Raw genomic sequence first — 19,909 nt, 5'->3', positions numbered from 1 at the left:
CCGGGTGGGAGTAGTTATCGCGGGTTGAGGTCGCGCGACGTCGCTTGAGCGGCCGCTTCCCGACGCCGAAGGTAGTCCGGTAAGGCGGCAATAAACGCTCGCGCGGATTCGTACCTGTAACCCCGTAACACCAGGTCGGCGCAATGTTTGAGGGCATCGAGGCGCAGGCCGGCGCGTAGCAAGTACAGAACTCCGGTTACGGCGAGCGATAGCTCTTCGTAGCGAAGCAAATCGATAGCTGTCCGCTCCGGGGTGGTCACGGGTACGCCCCCAATCGCGGTCCGGTAGCGGGCCCCTATTCGAGTTCTTAGCCGCACCGGATAGGCGGACTGATTGGGATGGGCGATGGTGAGCGTGGGCAGGCAATCCGGCGGCCAGTAGCCGGTATGTACCCAAAGTGCCGAAAGGGTGCACACTACCGAATTGCCGCGCATAAAAGGAGCCAGGAGGCGAGCGCGGAGCCCGGGGGTCACGATCAGATCGGTGGCGACCGTGCGGCCCGGAACGTACTCGAATAAATGTCCCTCCCGCACCTCTATCCGGGTGATTGCGTCGAGGGGCTCAGCTCGTCTCCAATTCTGCATACCGCTAGTGTCTCAGTAATGCTCGGTGAGTATGTTTGATTACGTTTAATTGTGGATAGAGTGGTGGATTGTCTGGGGTCGCGTTACCGCAAAGGCGCGTGATCGCGGAAGCTCGGACATGCGGGATTATACAAATGCGCGATTACACAAATGCGCAAACGCGGGCGCTCGAGCCTGGCGCCTCCGGGACATAGCAAAAGGCCCGGGCGCCGCGCGGGCGGTTCCCGGACCTTTGCGCTTGGGCACTCGCTCTCGCGAGCAAAGCGCTATTTAGAGATCTTTATTGACTTGGTCGAGCCAGGCCTGGCGAGCCTGCAGAGCCTCGGTGAGTTCCTTCACCTTGGCATCCTCGCCGGCGGCTTGCGCCTGCTTGATTTCTTCGTCAAGCTCGTCAATGAGATGCTCAAGCTGGGCGGCCATGCCCTGCGAGCGGCGCTCCTTTTCCGGATCGCTCTTGCGCCACTTCTCGGCTTCGGCGCCGCGCACCTGATCTTCGATCTCGCGCATACGGCCCTCGGTGCGAGCTACATCAGCGCGCGGAACCGGACCAATCGCATCCCAGCGCTCACCGATCTCGCGGAGCTTGGCGCGCGCCTGCTCGACGTCGTCGATGGGAAGAACCGCTTCGGCTTCCTTGAGGATTTCGAGCTTGGCGGCGAGGTTTTCCGTCTCGACGGCGTCCACCTGATTGAAGTGGGCTTCGCGGGCATCGTAGAACGGCTGCTGTGCCTCGCGGAAGCGATGCCAGAGCTTGTCATCTTGGCGATGGTTCGTACGTCCGGCGCGCTTCCATTCCTCCAGGAGCTCGCGGTAAGCGGCCCCGGTGGGGCCCCAGTCCGTGGACGAGGCGAGTTCGGCGGCGCGCTCAATGAGCTTTTCCTTTGTGGCCGTCACTTCGGCGCGCTTCTGATCGAGATCGGTGAAATGGTGGCGCCGGTTCTTATCAAAGGCAGAACGCGCGGCGGAAAAACGCTTCCACAGTTCCTGCTCGGTGGGTCGGTCGAAACGGGCCTCGCTACGCTGGGCCTGCCTCCACTCGTCGAAAAGCTCCGAGAGCTCGGTACGGGAATTGCGCCAATGCGTCTGCTCGGGATCTTGCCGCGAAATTTCTTCGGCCCGCTCCACAATGCGCGTGCGATGCTCGAGAGCCTGCTGCTTGGCTACCTTGCGCTCCTCCGAAAGTGCTTCGCGGCGCTGGGCCACGCGTTCCTTGAGGGCTTCCACGCGCTGTTGGAGGGCCTCGATATCACCGACGGCGGCCGGCTCTTTGAGATCCTTAGCGAGGGCCTTGAGCGACTTTTGCGTTTCATCCGGATTGACGGTTTCAACCCGCGCCTCCAAAAGAGAAACCTGGGTTTCGAGATCCAGGTAGCGACGCACGTAAATAGCTAGGGCATCCTCCGCTGAACCGGATGCGGCATACTGCCCGACGATGCGTTCACCCTCACTGGACCGAAGCCAAACTTTGCCGTCATCATCCACGCGACCCCACCTGGCGGCCTCCGCTGCGGCGGCGGAATCGGTGGGGGTGGCGTGTGCCGGCGCTGCCTGAACCGGTTTGGGCGCAGGGTGCGGGACGGGTTGCGGCTTGGGCGCGGGAGTCTCTTCGCTCATGTAATGCTCCTCAGAAGGCGGCGCTCGAGGGCGCCGAAAGAAATGTGCTGTTCCGCTAGTTTACGTCGAAAATTGGTTTCATATCGAACGTTACCGGAAGTAAATCCGTGCCGGTGTGTCAGAAAGCGCTGAGCGAGCGGTGAGATCGCGACCAAAGCCCGGTTAAAAATGGCTCGAAGCGGCCCGCGCCGCCCGGAGACGCGCCGTAAATGTTGAGTTTGCGCGCTTATGTTTGGTTTGACCCGGGGTAGGCGGTACCGTATCACTATGTTCTTTCTGCGCTATAACGCAACAGCATTAGAGGCAAACTGCTATCTCCTCGCCGATGAGGAATCGCGCCAGGCTTTAGTTATTGACCCGGGCGCGGGAAGCGAGCCGTGGGTGAAGAGTGTTCTGGCGGAGCGCCAGCTCACCCTCGCGGCGGTAGCGGCCACGCACGGGCATTCCGATCACGTTTACGACGCCGGACTGATCGCCGGTGATGATGTGCCCTTCTATATCAACGAAGCGGATATGTATCGCATGGAGGATCCGTTGGGAACCACCATTGCTGCGGATGTTATTCGCGCCGCCGGCGGGCATGATTGGCAGGCGCCGGAGGATATTCGCCCCCTGCCGCGCGAAGCCTTCAGTCGGGCGGGCATTGAGCTGGTGGAGGGAGTGACCATTAGTTGTTACGCCGCTCCCGGCCACACCGAGGGTTCAACGCTTTATTTGTTCTCCGGCCGATTCGTCTCCGATCGCTACACTCCGTCTCTCCCGGAATGGGGTTTTGGCGATGACTATATGCTGACCGGGGACGTTCTTTTCCGCGATGGTATTGGGCGCACCGATACCTTGGGCGGCGATGATCCGACAATGCGGGCCACCCTGCACAAGATCGTGGAGGAGATTGACAACAGCCTGCCTTTCTTCCCCGGGCACGCTGGGCCGTCCACGATTAAGCGCGAATTGAAGTTCTCGCCCTATCTTCGCCATTACATCGCCTAGGCCCGTCCACTTGGCCCGAGGCTTCGCGGCCGCGGCGGCGTCGTCGAGAAAAGACAAGCAAACCTAGCTCAACCTTCACGAAAGAAACGAAACGATGAAAATTGCTCCTCTCTCCGGTTTTCCGGAGTGGCTCCCCGAAGAGCGCCTGGTGGAACGGCGCGTGCTGGATACGCTCAGCGATACGTTTGAGCTCCACGGGTTCACGGAGGTGCATACCCGGGCGGTGGAGCCGCTCGATCAGCTGTTGCGGAAGGGTGAGACTTCCAAGGAGGTCTACGTGCTCTCGCGGCTCCAGGATGCCGAGCAGAAAGAACAGGCTGAGCTGGGGCTTCATTTCGATCTGACGGTGCCGTTGGCGCGCTACGTGCTCGAGCACGCGGGGAAGCTCACCTTCCCCTTCAAGCGCTACCAAATTCAGAAGGTATGGCGCGGGGAACGGCCTCAGGAGGGGCGCTTCCGCGAGTTCTACCAGGCGGATGTAGATGTGGTGGGCGACGGCGAACTGGCGTTCCACCACGAAATTGAAGTGCCGCTGACCATGGTGGATGCTTTTTCCCGCCTGCCGCTACCGCGGGTGACTATTCGGGCTTCCAACCGCAAACTTGCGCAGGGTTTCTATGAGGCGATTGGTCTGGAGAACACCGAAGAGACGCTGCGCATTATGGACAAAATCGACAAAATCGGGCCCGATGCCGTCACCGAGATGCTGGCCGAATCGGTGGGGGCGAGCCCGGCGCAAGCCGCCCTGGCGCTCAAGCTGGCGGGCATTAAAACCCCGGACTCCTCCTTTGCCGACCAGGTGGCGGGGCTGGGAGTAAGCGGTGATTTGCTCGACGAAGGTCTCAATGAACTCACGATGTTGATAGATGGAGCCAACGAACTGATTCCGGGCTCCCTCAGCGCCGATTTGTCGATTGCGCGCGGGCTGGATTACTACACCGGATCGGTTTATGAATCGACCCTGGTGGGGCACGAGGATCTTGGCTCGATTTGCTCGGGCGGGCGCTATGACCAGCTCGCCTCCAGCGGCAAGAAGCTCTACCCAGGAGTGGGGCTTTCGATTGGCGTTTCGCGCCTCCTTTCACGCTTCATTCCCAGCGGGGCACTAACGGCTTCCCGAAAAGTTGCGGCCGCGGTGTACGTGGCGGTCAACGATGAGTCGGAGCGCATGCACGCGGAGAAAATCGCCATGCGGTTGCGCGCGAGGGGGATTGCGGTGGAGGTTTCGCCCAATTCGGTGAAATTCGGAAAGCAAATCCGTAACGCCGATCGGCGCGGCATACCGTTCGTATGGTTTACCACCGCCGACGGCGAACAGGTGCGCGATATCCGCAGCGGCGAGCAAACTCCCGCCGATCCGGAGAATTGGGCTCCGCCGGTGGAAGACGCGCAGGTGCAGATTTTGCGCTCACGCGAATCGGAAATAGGCACCGGGGGTGAACAAGCGTAAATGGGCGAGGTTGACGAGGCACTGGTCGGTGCGCTGGAGGAATTGCGCGAGAGCCTAAGCGAATTAAGGTTTCCGCTGGCTACCCCGGCGCGGGAAAGCGGCACGGATGGCGCCGCCGATACCGTGGCGCAGTTGAGTGACTACGTGATTCCACGCTTGCGGAACGTTTCCGCACCGCTTATTGCGGTGGTGGGCGGATCCACGGGTTCGGGTAAATCCACCATCGTTAATTCGCTGGTGGGCGAGGTGGTCACTCGCTCGTCAGCGCTACGGCCAACGACCCGTCAGCCTGTTCTTATCCACGCGGTCGGTGAGGAACAGTGGTTTACCCCCGAGCGGGTTTTCCCCGGCCTGGCGCGCGTGGCGGAGGCGCGCTCGGCGGAAGCCAATTCAGCGCATCCCGGCTCAGCGCAACCCGCGCCGGCCGAAGCCAGTTCGTTCGCGGCGCCCGCCACGAACGAACTTCGCATGGTGGGATCGAGCGCGCTACCGAGCGGGCTCGCGATTGTGGATTCGCCCGATATTGATTCGGTTGTGGCCGATAACCGGCAGCTGGCCGCGCAGCTTTTGGCGGCGGCCGACCTATGGATTTTCGTAACCACCGCGGCTCGTTACGCGGACGCTATTCCCTGGGCCATGCTTGATGATGCGCGCGAGCGGCACGTGGTGCTGGCGGTGGTGCTCAACCGTGTGCCGGCCGGGGTGGCCCAAGAAATTCGCCCCGATCTGGCGCGTGAACTTGAAAACCACGGACTCGGATCGGCACCGCTATTTGTGATCGGAGAGGGGCCCGGTCCGGTCGATCAACTCCCGAGCGGGGATATTGAGCCCCTGCGCGGCTGGCTACACGGGCTGGCCTCGGATGCTCAAGCGCGCGCTTCGGTGGCTCGCCAGACTCTGGAAGGCACCCTCGCCTCCATCCTCAATCGAAAAGACTTCATTCTTCATGCCTATACCGAGCAGCTCGCCCAGGAGCAGGCACTGCGCGACTCGGCACACGCCGGCGTGGAGCAGGCGCTAGGTTCGCTCGCGGAGGCACTTGCCGATGGGCAGCTTTTGCGTGGCGAGGTGCTACGGCGCTGGCAGGAGATTGTGGGAACCGGAGATTTCATGCGCAAGCTGGAATCAGGGGTGGCGTCCGTGCGCGATCGTATTTCTTCCTGGTTGCGCGGCAAAGAGCAACCAACCGGGGAAGCAGAGGTCGCCGAGGCTATTGAAGATTCCCTTCAGGCGGTGCTGGTGGCGGGTGCGACCGGAATGATCTCCCGTATACGCGCTGATTTTGAGCGCACCCCGAGCGGTGCCGGGCTCGCCACGGCTGCCTGGGGGCGTTTGCGCCCGGCCGACCAGCGCGAGGAAGCCGCCGGCCGCCTGGTGCGCGATTGGCAACGCGCCACTCTCGAGATGCTCCGCGGCGAAGGCGAAAGCAAACGCACCACCGCGCGTATCGCGGCCCTCGGGGTCAATGCGGTGGGAGTTGCCCTGATGGTGGTGGTTTTCGCGCAGACCGCCGGCCTCACCGGTGGGGAGGTAGCGATTGCGGGCGGCACCGCGGTGGTTGCCCAGCGTGTTTTGGAAGCAATATTCGGTGACGACGCCGTACGCCGCATGGCCAAGAATGCCCGCACTGACCTCCTTGAGCGGGCGCGGGACTTCTTCCTCACCGATGCCGGAGCATTCCTGGCCGAAGTGGATCGCCTGGGTATTTCCGAACAGTACTTGGACGGTGCCGGCGCGGCCTTCGATAACGCGTGGCGCGCACTGCGGGAAGGAGAGGTGGCATGGCGCTAAATCTTCCGGACGGACTTGCGTATTTGAGTCGGGCTCTCGAGCTGGGTGGGCGCCACCTGGATCCGGCGGTCCGCCACGACGCCGAGGCGATTCTTGAAAAAGCTCGTGAGCGCGGGAGAGTTGGCGCGGCTCGCACGGTCGTGGCTTTTGCTGGCCCCACCGGATCGGGGAAATCGTCCCTGGTCAACGCCGTCGTCGGCCAACGAGTGGTCAAAACCGCGGCTACCCGCCCGGCGACCTCCGAGGCTATCGGGGTGTCGGGGCGCCATGCCTCCGACGTTTTGGACTGGCTTGGGGTGCGTAACCGAAAAGTAGTTATGCAGCTTTCGTCAGCTGAACTGGCGGACCTGGTGCTTATCGATCTGCCCGACATCGATTCGACGCGCCTGGAGCACCGAGAAATCGCGGATGGCGTGATTGCGCGTGCCGACGTGCTGGTGTGGGTCGTGGATCCGCAAAAGTACGCTGATGCCGTGCTTCACGAAGACTATCTGCGCCCGCTGGCGGAGAATTCCGGTTCGATTCTGGTGGTTCTCAACCAGGTGGATCGATTGACCAATGCGGATGCGCGCGCCATTGCGAACGATCTGGAACGAATGCTGCGCGCCGATCATATTTCTGCTGATGTCCTGCTGGTTTCCGCCGCGCGCGGGGATGGGATTGAGGCGCTTCGCGCGCGCCTGGCCGCAACGGCGCAAACTCGGCGCGCTGCTGCCGAGCGCTTAGCGGGAGACGTGCGCGGGGCGGGAAGCAGTATCGCCGCTGATATTGCCGCCCAGGGTGGAACAATTCCCACCGATCAGCCGGTGGATGGAAAGCCGGTGGCCAGCGCTATTGCGCGGGCGGCTGGTGCCCGCGACGTGGCTCGGGCGGCCGGCGCGTCTTACGCGCATCGCGCCGCTTTGCGCACCGGCTGGCCGCTGGTGAGCTGGGCGCGGCGGCGGGTGCGAGATCCGCTGGAGCGAATTGGTTTGGGTCGGGTTTTTTCTTCCGACGACGGCGGTGTACCGAGCTCAGCCGTTGCACCGGCAGATGCTCAGCGCGCTCAAACCGAACTGCAGCGCTATGCCGATGAGCTCTGCGTGGATATGCCGCGCCGGTGGCGCTCTTCGGTGCGTGAGCGAGTGGCCGGGTCGGCGGATGATTTGGCAGATTTTGCCGATCGAATTGTGACGACCACGGATACCGAGTATCGGCGTACACCGCTCTGGTGGCGTCTGGTGGCACTTTTACAGTGGATCGGCGCGGCAGCATTCGTAGTGGGGGCGGTGTGGGTTCTAGCCCGTATGGCTGCCCCCTGGCTCGGCTTCGAGCTAGGCGGTTCCCCGCGCCTGGGCCGCATTCCTTGGCCCACGGTTTTGCTCGCGGGAGGTGCCCTCTGGGGCGTGGTGGTTTCGGCTGCGGCGCGCATTGCGCGCACCCGAGGCGCTGCCCGAACCGAGGAGCGGGTGCGCGAGCGGATCGTGGAACGGGTGAAGGCCGAAACCGACGGCGCATTCTTTGCTCCGCTCCACGCGGAGCGCAAAAACTACGCCGAGTTTGCCGCGGCCGTCAAAGCTCTGGCAAATGTCTCGGCGTAGCCTACTAGTGGTTGCCGGGCTTAGCCCGGTACCTCGCGCTTAGTCGCCGCGATCTGCCGGCGCCAGCTGCCTGGGTCGGCGCTGGAAAATAATCGCCAGCGTGAGGGCAATCAGCACGATCGCGCAAATCGCGCCCAGCGAGACCGAGAATCCGGTCGCCCACTGGCTACCCACCGCGGTTTCCTGGTTGACCACAAAAGCAAAGAGGATGGCGGTAAGCATCGCGTTTCCAATAGCGGTGGCAATGCGCTGGGCGGTTTGCTGGATACCTCCTGCCGTACCGCCGTGGGCGCGCGGAACATCGGACATGGTGACGGTCTGGTTGGCCGATCCCATAATTCCTTGGCCAATTCCGAACACCGTGAGCGGGAGCGCTAGCCACCAGGCGCTCCAGTGCAAAAGCAGGATTCCCCAGGCCACGCCAATGGTGGCAAGGAGGGAACCGAACATAATCGCGAGCGCGAGGGTCTGAAGTTCGCGCCCCTTTTCCACCGCGCGCCGCCCGGTCCATACCGCGAAGTAAGCGGAGACTAGCGCATTGGGGAAACCAATCATTCCCGCTTGCAGGGCGGTGAAATGAAGGCCTTGCTGCAGCATCAGGGCGAGGATGGCAAACACCGACGTCGTACCCAAGAACTGGATACCGCCGATCGCCACCCCGAAGGAGAACGAATCAATCTTGAACAGGTTGAGGTTAACCATCGGAATGCCGCCGCGGGTGGGGTAGTAGGCCTCCCAGCGCACCCAGGCAGCGAGCACCACCACGGCGCCGGCCAGCAGGAACCAGCGCCAGGCGAAGTGGGTCATAAAGGGCAACATGATGCCCAAAACGGCGAGGGTCAGCAGGAGCATGCCCAGCGGATCGAGGTCAATTCGTCCGCCGCGCTTGCGTCCGGGCATGAGGCCGCGCGCCTTCTGCGCCAGGCGGTATTCGCGGTTGGCTTTGCGAGCCTCGGGGCCCATGGTGCGCCGTTCCTTGGAGAACGGAAGCCAAATGGCGCCCAGCGCAATGCCCAGCAGGCCGATCGGAACATTAATGAAGAAGCTCCAGCGCCAGCCCGGCGTGCCGAGCAACTGCACCAGCCCGCCTGAAATAAGGGGCCCCACCGCCACGGAAGCGGAGACCGTCAGACCCATATAGGCGAAAGCCTTGGCGCGGGCGCGCCCGGAGAAGTACTGCTGGATCATGCCCGTCACCTGCGGAGAAAAAACCCCTGCGCCAAAGCCCTGCAGGGCGCGAGCCAGATTGAGCATGAGCGGGTCGGTAGAAATTCCGCAGATCAAGCAGGCCACCGAGAAGATAACGATTCCGACCATCCACGTCATCGAGCGGCCGAAAATATCGCCGAGGCGCCCGGCCGGCACCAGCACCAGCCCGAACATAAGCGAGTAGCCCGAAAGCACCCACTGCAGATCGGTGCGCTCGGCGCCCAGCCCCTGCGCAATAATCGGGAGCAAGTTATTGACCGAGCTCACCTGCATCAGTGAGATAACAAGCGCTACGAGCAAAACAAGGAGGAGCTTGTTGCGGTCATAGGTCCGATCCGAACCCGGAACCTTAAAGAATCGAGTGTTTTCGAAATTTCCCATGGAGTCCTACTCTATGTTCGACGCCGCTCGCCGGGCATACCGGGGCGGGAAGCCGAAATGTTTCCTGCTGAAATGGGCGCATGCGCCCGCTTGGCCGCTGCCTTGCTCGGGGAGTCGAGCTGTGCTCGGCTCGCCAACTGCGCGGGGAACCGGGCTTTGCCCGGCCCGCCAACTGCGCGGCCCTCGCAATTCCTCAGGCAATAAAAAGAGCCCGCGTGAAGCCGCGAGCTATGGCGGCCAAATAGCCGCCGCCTGGGGAATTGCCCCTTTGCCTTAGCACCTTACCAGGACTTAAGGATGATGCCACCAATTACCGGTGCTTTTCCCCTCACACCTTTAAGTGGGAAGATGTGAGTATGGATACAAACGAAACGATCGCGAAGCAGCTTGACCATCGCACCATTCGCCAGTTCACTGACGAACCGATTCCAGTGGCGACCCTGCAGGCGCTGGAGGCGGTTGCCAACCGGACCGCCACCTCCCAGGGCTTGCAGCATTCTTCGGTCATTCGCATTACCGATCAGACGGTAGCGGAGAAAATCGCGCAGGTGAGCACGCAGCAATACATTGCTGAGGCTCCGGAGCTGTGGATCTTCGTGGTCGACACCCGCAGGGCGTGGAAGATTGCGCGCGAGAAGGGCCATTCCGGCCAAGCGGCCACCTCTTATGATGCTTTTACCGCCGCGTTCACCGACGCCTGCCTGATGGCTCAAAATGTTGCGGTGGCCGCCGAAAGCCTCGGGCTGGGTACCTGCTTTATTGGGTCGATCGGTAACGATACGGAGAAGGTACTAGAAGCCCTCCAGATGCCCGAGCTGACATATCCGGTCCTCGCGCTCATTATGGGCTATCCGGCGGAGAAGCCCGAGCTCAAGCCGCGTATGCCCGCAAAGCTACGCATTTACGAAAACAGCTATGAGGAACCCGAATCCTGGTCGGCGGCGCTCGCGGATTACGACGCGCGCCGCGCCGAATGGGTCGATACCCGCTACGGCAAGCCGGTGGGGCCTTTTACGGACGATATCGCCCGGCGAATGGATTCGATCCCCGCTCGGCGCGAAGAGAATCTGCGGGTCATTGCCGCCCAGGGCTTTGATGTGGCGGTTGCCGAGTAGTGCCAAGAAACACTAGTTCTAATTCAAATCCGGAACGGAGGCACCATGCTTCGCTCAAAGAGACCACTCAAAATAGTCGGATACGCGCTGGCCGCCTCGCTGATGCTATGCGCGAATAGCGGGTGCACCGCAACCGGCAAGATCTACAACGATCCGTCAGCTTCGCCGTCGGGAGACCGCCCCTCCCCGGCGGGCGAGCTCACGCGACCCAAGCTCACGCAGTTCGTTTCCGGTTCGGCCCAGATTGATCCGGCCGTGCTCGAGGCCATCTATAACCTGGGCGGCGAGCAGGTGCGCGGCGAAGATTCGGAGAATGCGGTGGCCTCCCCGGTGGGCACCACAGTCGGCTTTGCCCAGGTGGGAGTGGGTGCCGCGGGCCAAACTCGCCAACAAATTGAGCAGGCTCTGAGAGCCAGCGGCGACGATTTGCTCAATCAGTACGGCCAGGTCTGGGCGGTATGGGAGCAGTGGGACGGTTCCCCCGACGTCGTTAAAGGCGACGAGCTCCCCGCCAATCCGGTGGTATCGACCTCAGCGCGCGTGGCCGTTGCGGACAATTTCGAACCGCGCGAAGAGTATGTAGGTGCGTTGGCGGAAAACTTTGGGGTCAGCGCGGATAGGGTGGATTTCGCCTCGCCCCAGGGGAAGGCCGATCTTGATCGCTGGGCAAACGAGCACACCGGTGGCCTGGTCAAAGAATCGAAGATTCAGCCAGATGGCGGCACGGCGATGGTTTTGCAAAACGCTACCGTGTTGGCGGCGGCCTGGGCGGAGCCCTTTAATCCGCTGGATACCGAGCCGAACGATTTCACCACCGGGTCGGGGCAAAAGGTGCAGGTTGATTCCATGTTCCTCTCCTCCCATCTTCCTTACGCGGAGGGCTCCAACTGGGAGGCAACTCGCCTCGACTACGCTAATTCGACCCTGGCGGCATACATTGTGATGCCACCCGCTGGCACCGAGCTGAGCGGCAAGGACCTGCTTTCCGCGGTGCAGGGCGTGGAGCGTGGATCCGGCAAGAAAATGTTGCTGTGGCTTCCCAAGGTAGATACGTCGTCGACGACGGACCTACGCCCGGTTTTGCGGCAGTGCGGGGTAGAGGATGTTTTCGGTTCGAGCGCGGACCTTTCGGGGATCAATGCCGATGCTCCGCTAGCGGTTGGGCAAGCCGTCCAGCAGACCGTCTTGCAAATGGATGAGGCCGGCACGAAGGCGGCCGCGCTCACGGAAATCGAAATTGAGGTGATGGCGGCACCGGTAGAAGACGAACCCATCCACTTCATGGTGGATCGCCCCTACTACGTGGTGATTGCCGATCGGCAATCCCAACTGCCGCTGTTCTTGGCCCGTATATCTAACCCGCAGGCCTAGCGCGGCTGGGAAGGTCAAGTTTTGCGATCCAACAACGTCAATAGCGTGCGGGGAGGCAGCCCGGCACCCGAGCCGGCTTTCCCTCCCCGCGCTTTTCTTGATTTCGCCGCCGATGCGCGCCTGGTGGCTCCGCGTCTGCTGGGTTGCGAGATTCAATGCAACGGGGTGCGGATTCGGATAACGGAAACTGAGGCGTATCTAGGGGAGGGCGAAGACCCCGGTTCACACGCCTTTGGCGGTAAGCGCCGGGCCAATGCGGCAATGTTTGGCCCACCCGGGGCTCTCTACGTGTACTTCACTTACGGGATGCATCATTGCGTTAATATCGTCACCGGTCCGGAAGGTCAGGCGGGGGCGGTTTTGCTTCGCGGAGGAGAGGTGGTTGCCGGAGCGGAGATTGCGAGCGAGCGTAGGCCCGCGGCACAGCGGCCGCGCGACCTCGCCCGAGGTCCGGCAAATTTGGCGCGGGCGCTGAATCTGACCCGGGCCGATAACGGGCGGCCGGTCATCCTGCTAGGTGTCGATTCGCCGCCGGAAGCGAGCGACGGCGTCGTCGTCGCGCTGAAAAAAACCACCACAACCTACCGAACGTCGGGGCGGACCGGGATTTCCAACGAGGGCGGGGACGCGCAGCGGTACCCGTATCGCTACTACCTCGATGATCCGACGGTCTCCGCCTACCGCCCCGGAAAGCCGCGGCGCCGGCAAGAGCGGGGTTAAAACGCCGTAAACTTTGCGGGTTACGGGCAATGCAGGCAGAATTTACCCGGAGGGGCAAAGCCCCCATGACGGCGCGGTAAAACCGCGGTGAAACCGAAAGGAATAAACAGTGACGGACGTTCTTGACGAATTGGAGTGGCGCGGCCTGATCGCGCAACACACCGACCTTGATGCTCTGCGCAAGGCCCTCGCGGATGGTCCGGTTACCTATTATTGCGGTTTCGACCCGACGGCAGCTTCTCTTCACCACGGGCACCTGGTGGCGGTCAAGGTGATGCGCCACCTGCAGGACGCCGGCCACAAGCCAATTGCGCTGGTCGGCGGGGCAACCGGGCTTATTGGCGATCCGCGCCCCACCTCCGAGCGCACGCTTAACTCGCGTGAAACCGTGGCGCAGTGGGCGGAAAGCCTGCGCGAACAGCTGCAGGCACTCCTGAATTTTGATGGACCCAACGGCGTGCAGATGGTCAATAACTACGAGTGGACCTCGCAGATGTCCGCCATCGATTTCCTGCGTGACCTGGGCAAGAACTTCCGCCTCGGCACCATGCTGGGCAAGGACATCGTCTCCCGGCGCCTCGAATCCGAAGAGGGCATTTCCTATACCGAGTTCTCCTACCAAGTGTTGCAGGCCAACGATTACCTGGAGCTGTACCGCCGCTACGGTTGCACCCTGGAGGTCGGCGGTAATGATCAGTGGGGCAACCTGGTGGGCGGCCTCGACCTGATCCGCAAGGTCGAAGGCGCCGATGTGCACGTGATGACGAATCCGCTGATTACCAAGCTCGACGGCACAAAGTTCGGCAAGTCCGAGGGTGGGGCGATTTGGCTCAACCCGGAGATGATGTCTCCGTACGCTTTCTACCAGTTCTGGCTCAATACCGCCGACGAAGACGTGGTGCGCATGCTCAAGGTCTTCACCTTCCGCACTCGCGAAGAAATTGAGGCGCTCGCGAAGGAGGTCGAGGAGCGGCCGCAGGCGCGAGAGGCGCAGCGGACCCTGGCCCGCGACGTCACCACTTGGGTGCACGGAGCCGAGGCGACCGAGCGGGTCGAGGCGGCTTCGCGGGCGCTGTTTGGTGGCGAGGAGCTTTTCGAGCTGGACGTGGCAACCTTGCGCGACGCGGTGGCCGAGCTTCCCTCGACAGGCGCCGAGGTGGGCCAGCCCGTTGTGGAGCTGTTCGTGGGAACTGGCCAGGAGCGGGGGATCGGTGCCGCCCGGCGTACCGTCGCTTCCGGTGGCCTGTACATCAATAACCAGAAGGTCGACGACGACGCCGCGGTGCTGTCCGCCGAGCAAATACTCGACGGCGGCTTGGTGCTGCTGCGCAAGGGCAAGAAGAATTTGGCCGTGGCGCGGGTGGAGAGCCGCGAGGAGAAGTAGGCGAGTCGAGCGCCGGCGATGCTGGGGCTAGCGAGTTGGGCGCTGGCGCCGGTTATGGCTTCGGGACTACAGGGCCGGCGATTCGCTTCGAAAGGTGCCGCAAGTGGATGCTTGCGGCACCTTTTGGCTTTCTGGAGCGGAAAAGGTAGTGATACGAGGGGCGTGGCGGGCGTCACGGGCAATCGGGTTTGCAAAAGTCTGGGATCGGGTCTAAGCTATTAATCCGTTGCCGCGGGAACGCGAGCGAGTTTCAAAGCTCATTTCCGGTAACGAAGCCTCTTGATTGTTGTGGTTCACATTTTCTGGGTTTGTCTGGTTGTGTGGGTTGTGGTAGTTTGGTGAGGTTGCCTCTCTTGTGGCTGGCTGGTTTTTCTGGTTGGTTGTGGGGTGTGGGTGTGGTGTTTGGGTGCTTGATAGTGTGTTGGACATTGTTTGTGGTGGACTGACAGTTTTTTCTGTTGGTTTGTTTTTTTGTTAAATCCTCTGCTGGTGTGGGGGTCGATGCTTGGCTGGTTTTTTCTGGTTGGGTGTTGTTTTTTTGAGAGCTGGTTTGGCTTTCCATTTTTTGTTTTTTGTGGAGAGTTTGATCCTGGCTCAGGACGAACGCTGGCGGCGTGCTTAACACATGCAAGTCGAACGGAAAGGCCCTTCCTTTTTTGGTTGGGTGCTCGAGTGGCGAACGGGTGAGTATTACGTGAGTAACCTGCCCTCAACTGTGGGATAAGCCTGGGAAACTGGGTCTAATACTGCATATTCTTCTTTCACCGCATGGTGGGGGTTGGAAAGTTTTTTCGGTTGGGGATGGGCTCGCGGCCTATCAGCTTGTTGGTGGGGTGATGGCCTACCAAGGCGGTGACGGGTAGCCGGCCTGAGAGGGTGGTCGGCCACATTGGGACTGAGATACGGCCCAGACTCCTACGGGAGGCAGCAGTGGGGGATATTGCACAATGGGCGCAAGCCTGATGCAGCGACGCCGCGTGAGGGATGAAGGCTTTCGGGTTGTAAACCTCTTTCGGTACAGAACAAGGCACGTTTTTTGCGTGTGGAGGGTATGTGCAGAAGAAGCGCCGGCTAACTACGTGCCAGCAGCCGCGGTAATACGTAGGGCGCGAGCGTTGTCCGGAATTATTGGGCGTAAAGGGCTCGTAGGCGGCTTGTTGCGCCTGCTGTGAAAACGCGGGGCTTAACTCCGCGCGTGCAGTGGGTACGGGCAGGCTTGAGTGTGGTAGGGGTGACTGGAATTCCAGGTGTAGCGGTGGAATGCGCAGATATCTGGAGGAACACCGATGGCGAAGGCAGGTCACTGGGCCATTACTGACGCTGAGGAGCGAAAGCGTGGGTAGCGAACAGGATTAGATACCCTGGTAGTCCACGCTGTAAACGTTGGGAACTAGGTGTGGGGCCCTTTTCCGGGGTTCTGCGCCGTAGCTAACGCATTAAGTTCCCCGCCTGGGGAGTACGGCCGCAAGGCTAAAACTCAAAGGAATTGACGGGGGCCCGCACAAGCGGCGGAGCATGCGGATTAATTCGATGCAACGCGAAGAACCTTACCAAGGCTTGACATACACCGGGAGCATGCAGAGATGTGTGTGCCTTTTTGGCTGGTGTACAGGTGGTGCATGGTTGTCGTCAGCTCGTGTCGTGAGATGTTGGGTTAAGTCCCGCAACGAGCGCAACCCTTGTCTCGTGTTGCCAGCGCGTTATGGTGGGGACTCACGAGAGACTGCCGGGGTTAACTCGGAGGAAGGTGGGGATGACGTCAAATCATCATGCCCCTTATGTCTTGGGCTTCACGCATGCTACAATGGCCGGTACAGTGGGTTGCGATACTGTGAGGTGGAGCGAATCTCTGAAAGCCGGTCTCAGTTCGGATCGGGGTCTGCAACTCGACCTCGTGAAGTCGGAGTCGCTAGTAATCGCGGATCAGCATTGCCGCGGTGAATACGTTCCCGGGCCTTGTACACACCGCCCGTCACGTCACGAAAGTTGGCAACACCCGAAGCCCGTGGCCTAACCTTTTGGGGGGAGCGGTCGAAGGTGGGGTTGGCGATTGGGACGAAGTCGTAACAAGGTAGCCGTACCGGAAGGTGCGGCTGGATCACCTCCTTTCTAAGGAGCTGCGTTGCTGGGTCTGTGTTGGGCCTGGTGTTTTGCGTGGTTGTTTTTTTTGGAAACTGCGAACGGCCTCATGTTTGTGTGGGGTTTCTGCCTGTTGTGGGTGGGGTGTTTGGCACACTGTTGGGCTCTTGGGTAGGTTTGTGCTCTGTTGGCTGGGTGGTTTTTGTGGTTGGTTGTTGGGTGTGGGTGTGGTGGTTGTGAATCGTATAGTGGACGCGAGCATTTTTCTGCAATTTTGCGTGTGCGTGACTGGCCTTTTTTTGGTTGGTTGTGTGCGTGTTTTTGTTGAGTTTTTTGTAGGTGTTTTAGGGCGTTCGGTGGATGCCTTGGCACGATGGGCCGAAGAAGGACGTTGCAGTCTGCGATATGCCTCGGGGAGTTGACTAGCGAGCTGTGATCCGAGGGTGTCCGAATGGGGGAACCTGGCTCGAGTTGTTTCGGGTCGCCTGCCTTTTGAATTGATAGGGGGTGGGTGGTGACGCGGGGAAGTGAAACATCTTAGTACCTGCTGGAAGAGATATTTCGTGAGTAGTGGCGAGCGAAAGCGGAGGAGTCTAAACCTTGTGTGTGTGAGAGCCGTCGGGTGTTGCATATGAGGGGTTGTGGGACGCATTTTTCTACTCACCGACGTGGGTGGGCGTAGTGATAAACCATGCTGATAGTTGAAGGGTCTGGGATGGCCTGCCGTAGTGCGTGATAGCCGTGTAGATGAAATTGGTGGGGCCGAGCGGGTATGTTCCCGAGTAGCACGGGGCTCGTGGAATCTCGTGTGAATCTGCCAAGACCACTTGGTAAGGCTAAATACCTGTCGTGACCGATAGCGGATAGTACCGTGAGGGAATGGTGAAAAGTACCCCGGGAGGGGAGTGAAATAGTGCCTGAAACCGGGCGCCTACAATCCGTCAGAGCCTTTTTTGTGGGGTGATGGCGTGCCTTTTGAAGAATGAGCCTGCGAGTTAGTGGCATGTGGCGAGGTTAACCCGTGTGGGGTAGCCGTAGCGAAAGCGAGTCTGAAGAGGGCGTTTGAGTTGCATGTTCTAGACCCGAAGCGGGGTGATCTACCCATGACCAGGGTGAAGCGCGTGTAAGAGCGTGTGGAGGTCCGAACCCACCAGGGTTGAAAACCTGGGGGATGAGTTGTGGGTAGGGGTGAAAGGCCAATCAAACTCCGTGATAGCTGGTTCTCCCCGAAATGCATTTAGGTGCAGCGTTGCGTGTGTCTTGTGGTGGTAGAGCGACTGGATGGCTGATGGCCCCGACCGGGGTACTGACGTCAGCCAAACTCCGAATGCTGCAAGGTTGAGCGTGGCAGTGAGACTGTGGGGGATAAGCTCCATTGTCGAGAGGGAAACAGCCCAGATCGCCGGTTAAGGCCCCTAAGTGTGTGCTAAGTGGGAAAGGATGTGGAGTTGCTGTGACAACCAGGAGGTTGGCTTAGAAGCAGCCATCCTTGAAAGAGTGCGTAATAGCTCACTGGTCAAGTGGTTCCGCGCCGACAATGTAGCGGGGCTTAAGTACACCGCCGAAACCGCGGCAACAATTTTTGTTTGTTGGGTAGGGGAGCGTCGTGCTTGGGGTGAAGCGGCTTGGTGATGGGTCGTGGACTGGGTGCGAGTGAGAATGCAGGCATGAGTAGCGAGTGGTGGGTGAGAATCCCACCGGCCGTATGACTAAGGGTTCCAGGGGCAGGTTTGTCCGCCCTGGCTTAGTCGGGTCCTAAGGCGAGGCCGACAGGCGTAGTCGATGGGTAACCAGTTCATATCCTGGTACCGGCGTAGGACCGTCAGTGTAGCCCGCGTTGATGCTAACTGCCATGAAGCTGTTGTCATGCTTTCCATTTTTTTGGGGGGTGTGGTGGTGGTGGAGTCGCAGGGTCCTAAGTGTGGGTTGCAAGCGTATTAACAGGTGTGACGCAGAGTGGTAGTTCCGCGTGCCTAATGGCTTGGCACGTCTAAGGGCGCAGCCCGTCTCTCAGGTAAATCCGTGGGGCGTGTGGGTGAGGCCTGATGGTGACTGGTTTTGACTGGGAAGTAGGATGATCCTGTGCTGCCGAGAAAAGCATCGACGCGAGGTCCGGGCCGCCCGTACCCGAAACCGACACAGGTAGTTGGGTAGAGCATACTAAGGCTAGCGAGTGAATCGTGGTTAAGGAACTCGGCAAAATGCCCCCGTAACTTTGGGAGAAGGGGGGCCCTCGCTTTGAAGCCTTTTTCGGGCTAGGGGTTGGGGGTCGCAGAGTCTAGGGAGAAGCGACTGTTTATCAAAAACACAGGTCTGTGCGAAGCTGTAAGGCGATGTATACGGACTGACGCCTGCCCGGTGCTGGAAGGTTAATCGGACTGGTTAGCCCACGTTGTGGGTGAAGCTGGGAAGTTAAGCCCCAGTAAACGGCGGTGGTAACTATAACCATCCTAAGGTAGCGAAATTCCTTGTCGGGTAAGTTCCGACCTGCACGAATGGCGTAACGACTTCTCCGCTGTCTCGACCACGAGCTCGGTGAAATTGCAGTACGAGTAAAGATGCTCGTTTCGCGCAGCAGGACGGAAAGACCCCGGGACCTTTACTATAGCTTGGTATTGGTGTTTGGTTCGGCTTGTGTAGGATAGGTGGGAGACTGTGAAGCAGTGACGCTAGTTGTTGTGGAGTCGTTGTTGAAATACCACTCTGGTCGTGCTGGATGTCTAACTGTGGCCCGTGATCCGGGTCCGGGACAGTGCCTGGTGGGTAGTTTAACTGGGGCGGTTGCCTCCTAAATGGTAACGGAGGCGCTCAAAGGTTCCCTCGGCCTGGTTGGTAATCAGGTGGTGAGTGTAAGTGCACAAGGGGGCTTGACTGTGAGACAGACATGTCGAGCAGGTACGAAAGTAGGAACTAGTGATCCGGCGGTGGCTTGTGGAAGCGCCGTCGCTCAACGGATAAAAGGTACCCCGGGGATAACAGGCTGATCCTGCCCAAGAGTTCATATCGACGGCATGGTTTGGCACCTCGATGTCGGCTCGTCGCATCCTGGGGCTGGAGTAGGTCCCAAGGGTTGGGCTGTTCGCCCATTAAAGCGGTACGCGAGCTGGGTTCAGAACGTCGTGAGACAGTTCGGTCCCTATCCGCTGCGCGCGTAGGAGAATTGAGAAGGGCTGTTCCTAGTACGAGAGGACCGGAACGGACGAACCTCTAGTGTGCCAGTTGTTCCGCCAGGGGCATTGCTGGTTGGCCACGTTCGGGAGGGATAACCGCTGAAAGCATCTAAGCGGGCAGCCTGCTTCGAGAGGAGTCCTCCAGCCCCAACTTTTTGTGGGTGGGGCCCCCTAGAGATGATCGGGTCGATCGCCCGGGGGTGGAAGCCTTGTGAGGGGTGGAGCTGACCGGTACTAATGGCCGACCACCTATGATTACTTTCTTTTTTGTGGGAAACGTGTTTCGCGTCTGCTATACGATTCAGGGCTACCACGCTATGGCATGGTGTGTATGGAGTGCCTGACTGGTTTGACGGTGGTTATAGCGGCAGGGTAACGCCCGGTCCCTTTCCGAACCCGGAAGCTAAGACTGCCCGCGCCGATGGTACTGCACTCGGGAGGGTGTGGGAGAGTAGGTCACCGCCGTCATCA

General features: G+C 60.5%; 12 protein-coding genes and 3 rRNA genes. 11 read left to right on the top strand and 4 right to left on the bottom strand.

Going from position 1 to position 19,909, the window contains the following annotated elements:
• Positions 1 to 14: 14 nt before the first annotated feature.
• Positions 15 to 584, bottom strand: coding sequence for a hypothetical protein (locus BN2664_RS00335; RefSeq protein WP_007000230.1), 570 nt, complete (start codon positions 582 to 584; stop codon positions 15 to 17).
• Positions 585 to 854: 270 nt separating this feature from the next.
• A complete protein-coding gene (locus BN2664_RS00330) occupies positions 855 to 2,198 on the bottom strand; it encodes a DUF349 domain-containing protein (protein WP_007000229.1) in 1,344 nt (447 codons plus the stop codon).
• A 267-nt stretch (positions 2,199 to 2,465) separates the two neighbouring features.
• On the opposite strand from BN2664_RS00330, the gene BN2664_RS00325 reads away from it, so the two are divergent.
• From BN2664_RS00325 to BN2664_RS00310, 4 genes are all read left to right on the top strand, one after another.
• Complete coding sequence (locus tag BN2664_RS00325; protein ID WP_155856420.1) at positions 2,466 to 3,188, top strand: MBL fold metallo-hydrolase; 723 nt, start codon at positions 2,466 to 2,468, stop codon at positions 3,186 to 3,188.
• A gap of 94 nt (positions 3,189 to 3,282) precedes the next feature.
• Entirely contained in the window at positions 3,283 to 4,638 is a 1,356-nt protein-coding gene (gene hisS, locus BN2664_RS00320) for a histidine--tRNA ligase (RefSeq protein ID WP_007000227.1), read from the top strand.
• Complete coding sequence (locus BN2664_RS00315) at positions 4,639 to 6,429, top strand: dynamin family protein (RefSeq protein ID WP_007000226.1); 1,791 nt, start codon at positions 4,639 to 4,641, stop codon at positions 6,427 to 6,429.
• Positions 6,420 to 8,009 (top strand): GTPase, encoded by a 1,590-nt coding sequence (locus BN2664_RS00310; RefSeq protein WP_007000225.1) that lies wholly within the window; start codon positions 6,420 to 6,422, stop codon positions 8,007 to 8,009. Before BN2664_RS00315 ends, BN2664_RS00310 begins: the two co-directional genes overlap by 10 nt.
• A 39-nt stretch (positions 8,010 to 8,048) precedes the next feature.
• Here the strand turns inward: BN2664_RS00310 and BN2664_RS00305 are convergent, their stop codons facing one another.
• A complete protein-coding gene (locus BN2664_RS00305) occupies positions 8,049 to 9,599 on the bottom strand; it encodes an MFS transporter (protein ID WP_007000224.1) in 1,551 nt (516 codons plus the stop codon).
• 356 nt (positions 9,600 to 9,955) lie between these two features.
• Here BN2664_RS00305 and BN2664_RS00300 point away from each other — a divergent pair, with 356 nt between their 5' ends.
• From BN2664_RS00300 to tyrS, 4 genes are all read left to right on the top strand, one after another.
• Positions 9,956 to 10,714, top strand: coding sequence for a nitroreductase family protein (locus BN2664_RS00300; RefSeq protein ID WP_058120583.1), 759 nt, complete (start codon positions 9,956 to 9,958; stop codon positions 10,712 to 10,714).
• 45 nt (positions 10,715 to 10,759) lie between these two features.
• Complete coding sequence (locus tag BN2664_RS00295) at positions 10,760 to 12,085, top strand: serpin family protein (protein WP_007000222.1); 1,326 nt, start codon at positions 10,760 to 10,762, stop codon at positions 12,083 to 12,085.
• Between the two features lie 21 nt (positions 12,086 to 12,106).
• Positions 12,107 to 12,805 carry a DNA-3-methyladenine glycosylase gene (locus BN2664_RS00290; protein WP_007000221.1) on the top strand — a complete coding sequence of 233 codons (699 nt, stop codon included), beginning with the start codon at positions 12,107 to 12,109 and terminating at the stop codon, positions 12,803 to 12,805.
• A 109-nt stretch (positions 12,806 to 12,914) separates the two neighbouring features.
• Positions 12,915 to 14,189, top strand: coding sequence for a tyrosine--tRNA ligase (gene tyrS, locus BN2664_RS00285; RefSeq protein ID WP_007000220.1), 1,275 nt, complete (start codon positions 12,915 to 12,917; stop codon positions 14,187 to 14,189).
• Positions 14,190 to 14,439: 250 nt separating this feature from the next.
• Here tyrS and BN2664_RS09110 read toward each other — a convergent pair whose 3' ends face one another.
• Positions 14,440 to 14,751, bottom strand: a complete 312-nt coding sequence (locus BN2664_RS09110) for a hypothetical protein (protein ID WP_155856419.1) — start codon at positions 14,749 to 14,751, stop codon at positions 14,440 to 14,442.
• Between the two features lie 9 nt (positions 14,752 to 14,760).
• Between BN2664_RS09110 and BN2664_RS00280 the strand changes: the two genes are divergently transcribed.
• From BN2664_RS00280 to rrf, 3 genes are all read left to right on the top strand, one after another.
• Positions 14,761 to 16,298: ribosomal RNA gene (locus BN2664_RS00280) — 16S ribosomal RNA — on the top strand.
• A 303-nt stretch (positions 16,299 to 16,601) separates the two neighbouring features.
• Positions 16,602 to 19,695: ribosomal RNA gene (locus BN2664_RS00275) — 23S ribosomal RNA — on the top strand.
• A gap of 94 nt (positions 19,696 to 19,789) precedes the next feature.
• Positions 19,790 to 19,906: ribosomal RNA gene (gene rrf, locus BN2664_RS00270) — 5S ribosomal RNA — on the top strand.
• Together the 16S, 23S and 5S rRNA genes form the textbook arrangement of a ribosomal RNA operon.
• Positions 19,907 to 19,909 lie beyond the last annotated feature (3 nt).

Source organism: Actinobaculum massiliense (assembly GCF_001457435.1).
GTDB classification, from domain to species: domain Bacteria; phylum Actinomycetota; class Actinomycetes; order Actinomycetales; family Actinomycetaceae; genus Actinobaculum; species Actinobaculum massiliense.
The sequence above is the reverse complement of the archived record's forward strand: the minus strand, read 5'-3'. Positions and strand labels throughout refer to the sequence as shown.

What these genes read in the sequence shown, in the direction of transcription:
- BN2664_RS00335 (WP_007000230.1), bottom strand. Translation starts at nt 584, where the DNA reads ATGCAGAATTGGAGACGAGCTGAGCCCCTCGACGCAATCACCCGGATA.
- BN2664_RS00330 (WP_007000229.1), bottom strand. Translation starts at nt 2,198, where the DNA reads ATGAGCGAAGAGACTCCCGCGCCCAAGCCGCAACCCGTCCCGCACCCT.
- BN2664_RS00325 (WP_155856420.1), top strand. Translation starts at nt 2,466, where the DNA reads ATGTTCTTTCTGCGCTATAACGCAACAGCATTAGAGGCAAACTGCTAT.
- hisS (WP_007000227.1), top strand. Translation starts at nt 3,283, where the DNA reads ATGAAAATTGCTCCTCTCTCCGGTTTTCCGGAGTGGCTCCCCGAAGAG.
- BN2664_RS00315 (WP_007000226.1), top strand. Translation starts at nt 4,639, where the DNA reads ATGGGCGAGGTTGACGAGGCACTGGTCGGTGCGCTGGAGGAATTGCGC.
- BN2664_RS00310 (WP_007000225.1), top strand. Translation starts at nt 6,420, where the DNA reads ATGGCGCTAAATCTTCCGGACGGACTTGCGTATTTGAGTCGGGCTCTC.
- BN2664_RS00305 (WP_007000224.1), bottom strand. Translation starts at nt 9,599, where the DNA reads ATGGGAAATTTCGAAAACACTCGATTCTTTAAGGTTCCGGGTTCGGAT.
- BN2664_RS00300 (WP_058120583.1), top strand. Translation starts at nt 9,956, where the DNA reads ATGGATACAAACGAAACGATCGCGAAGCAGCTTGACCATCGCACCATT.
- BN2664_RS00295 (WP_007000222.1), top strand. Translation starts at nt 10,760, where the DNA reads ATGCTTCGCTCAAAGAGACCACTCAAAATAGTCGGATACGCGCTGGCC.
- BN2664_RS09110 (WP_155856419.1), bottom strand. Translation starts at nt 14,751, where the DNA reads ATGGAAAGCCAAACCAGCTCTCAAAAAAACAACACCCAACCAGAAAAA.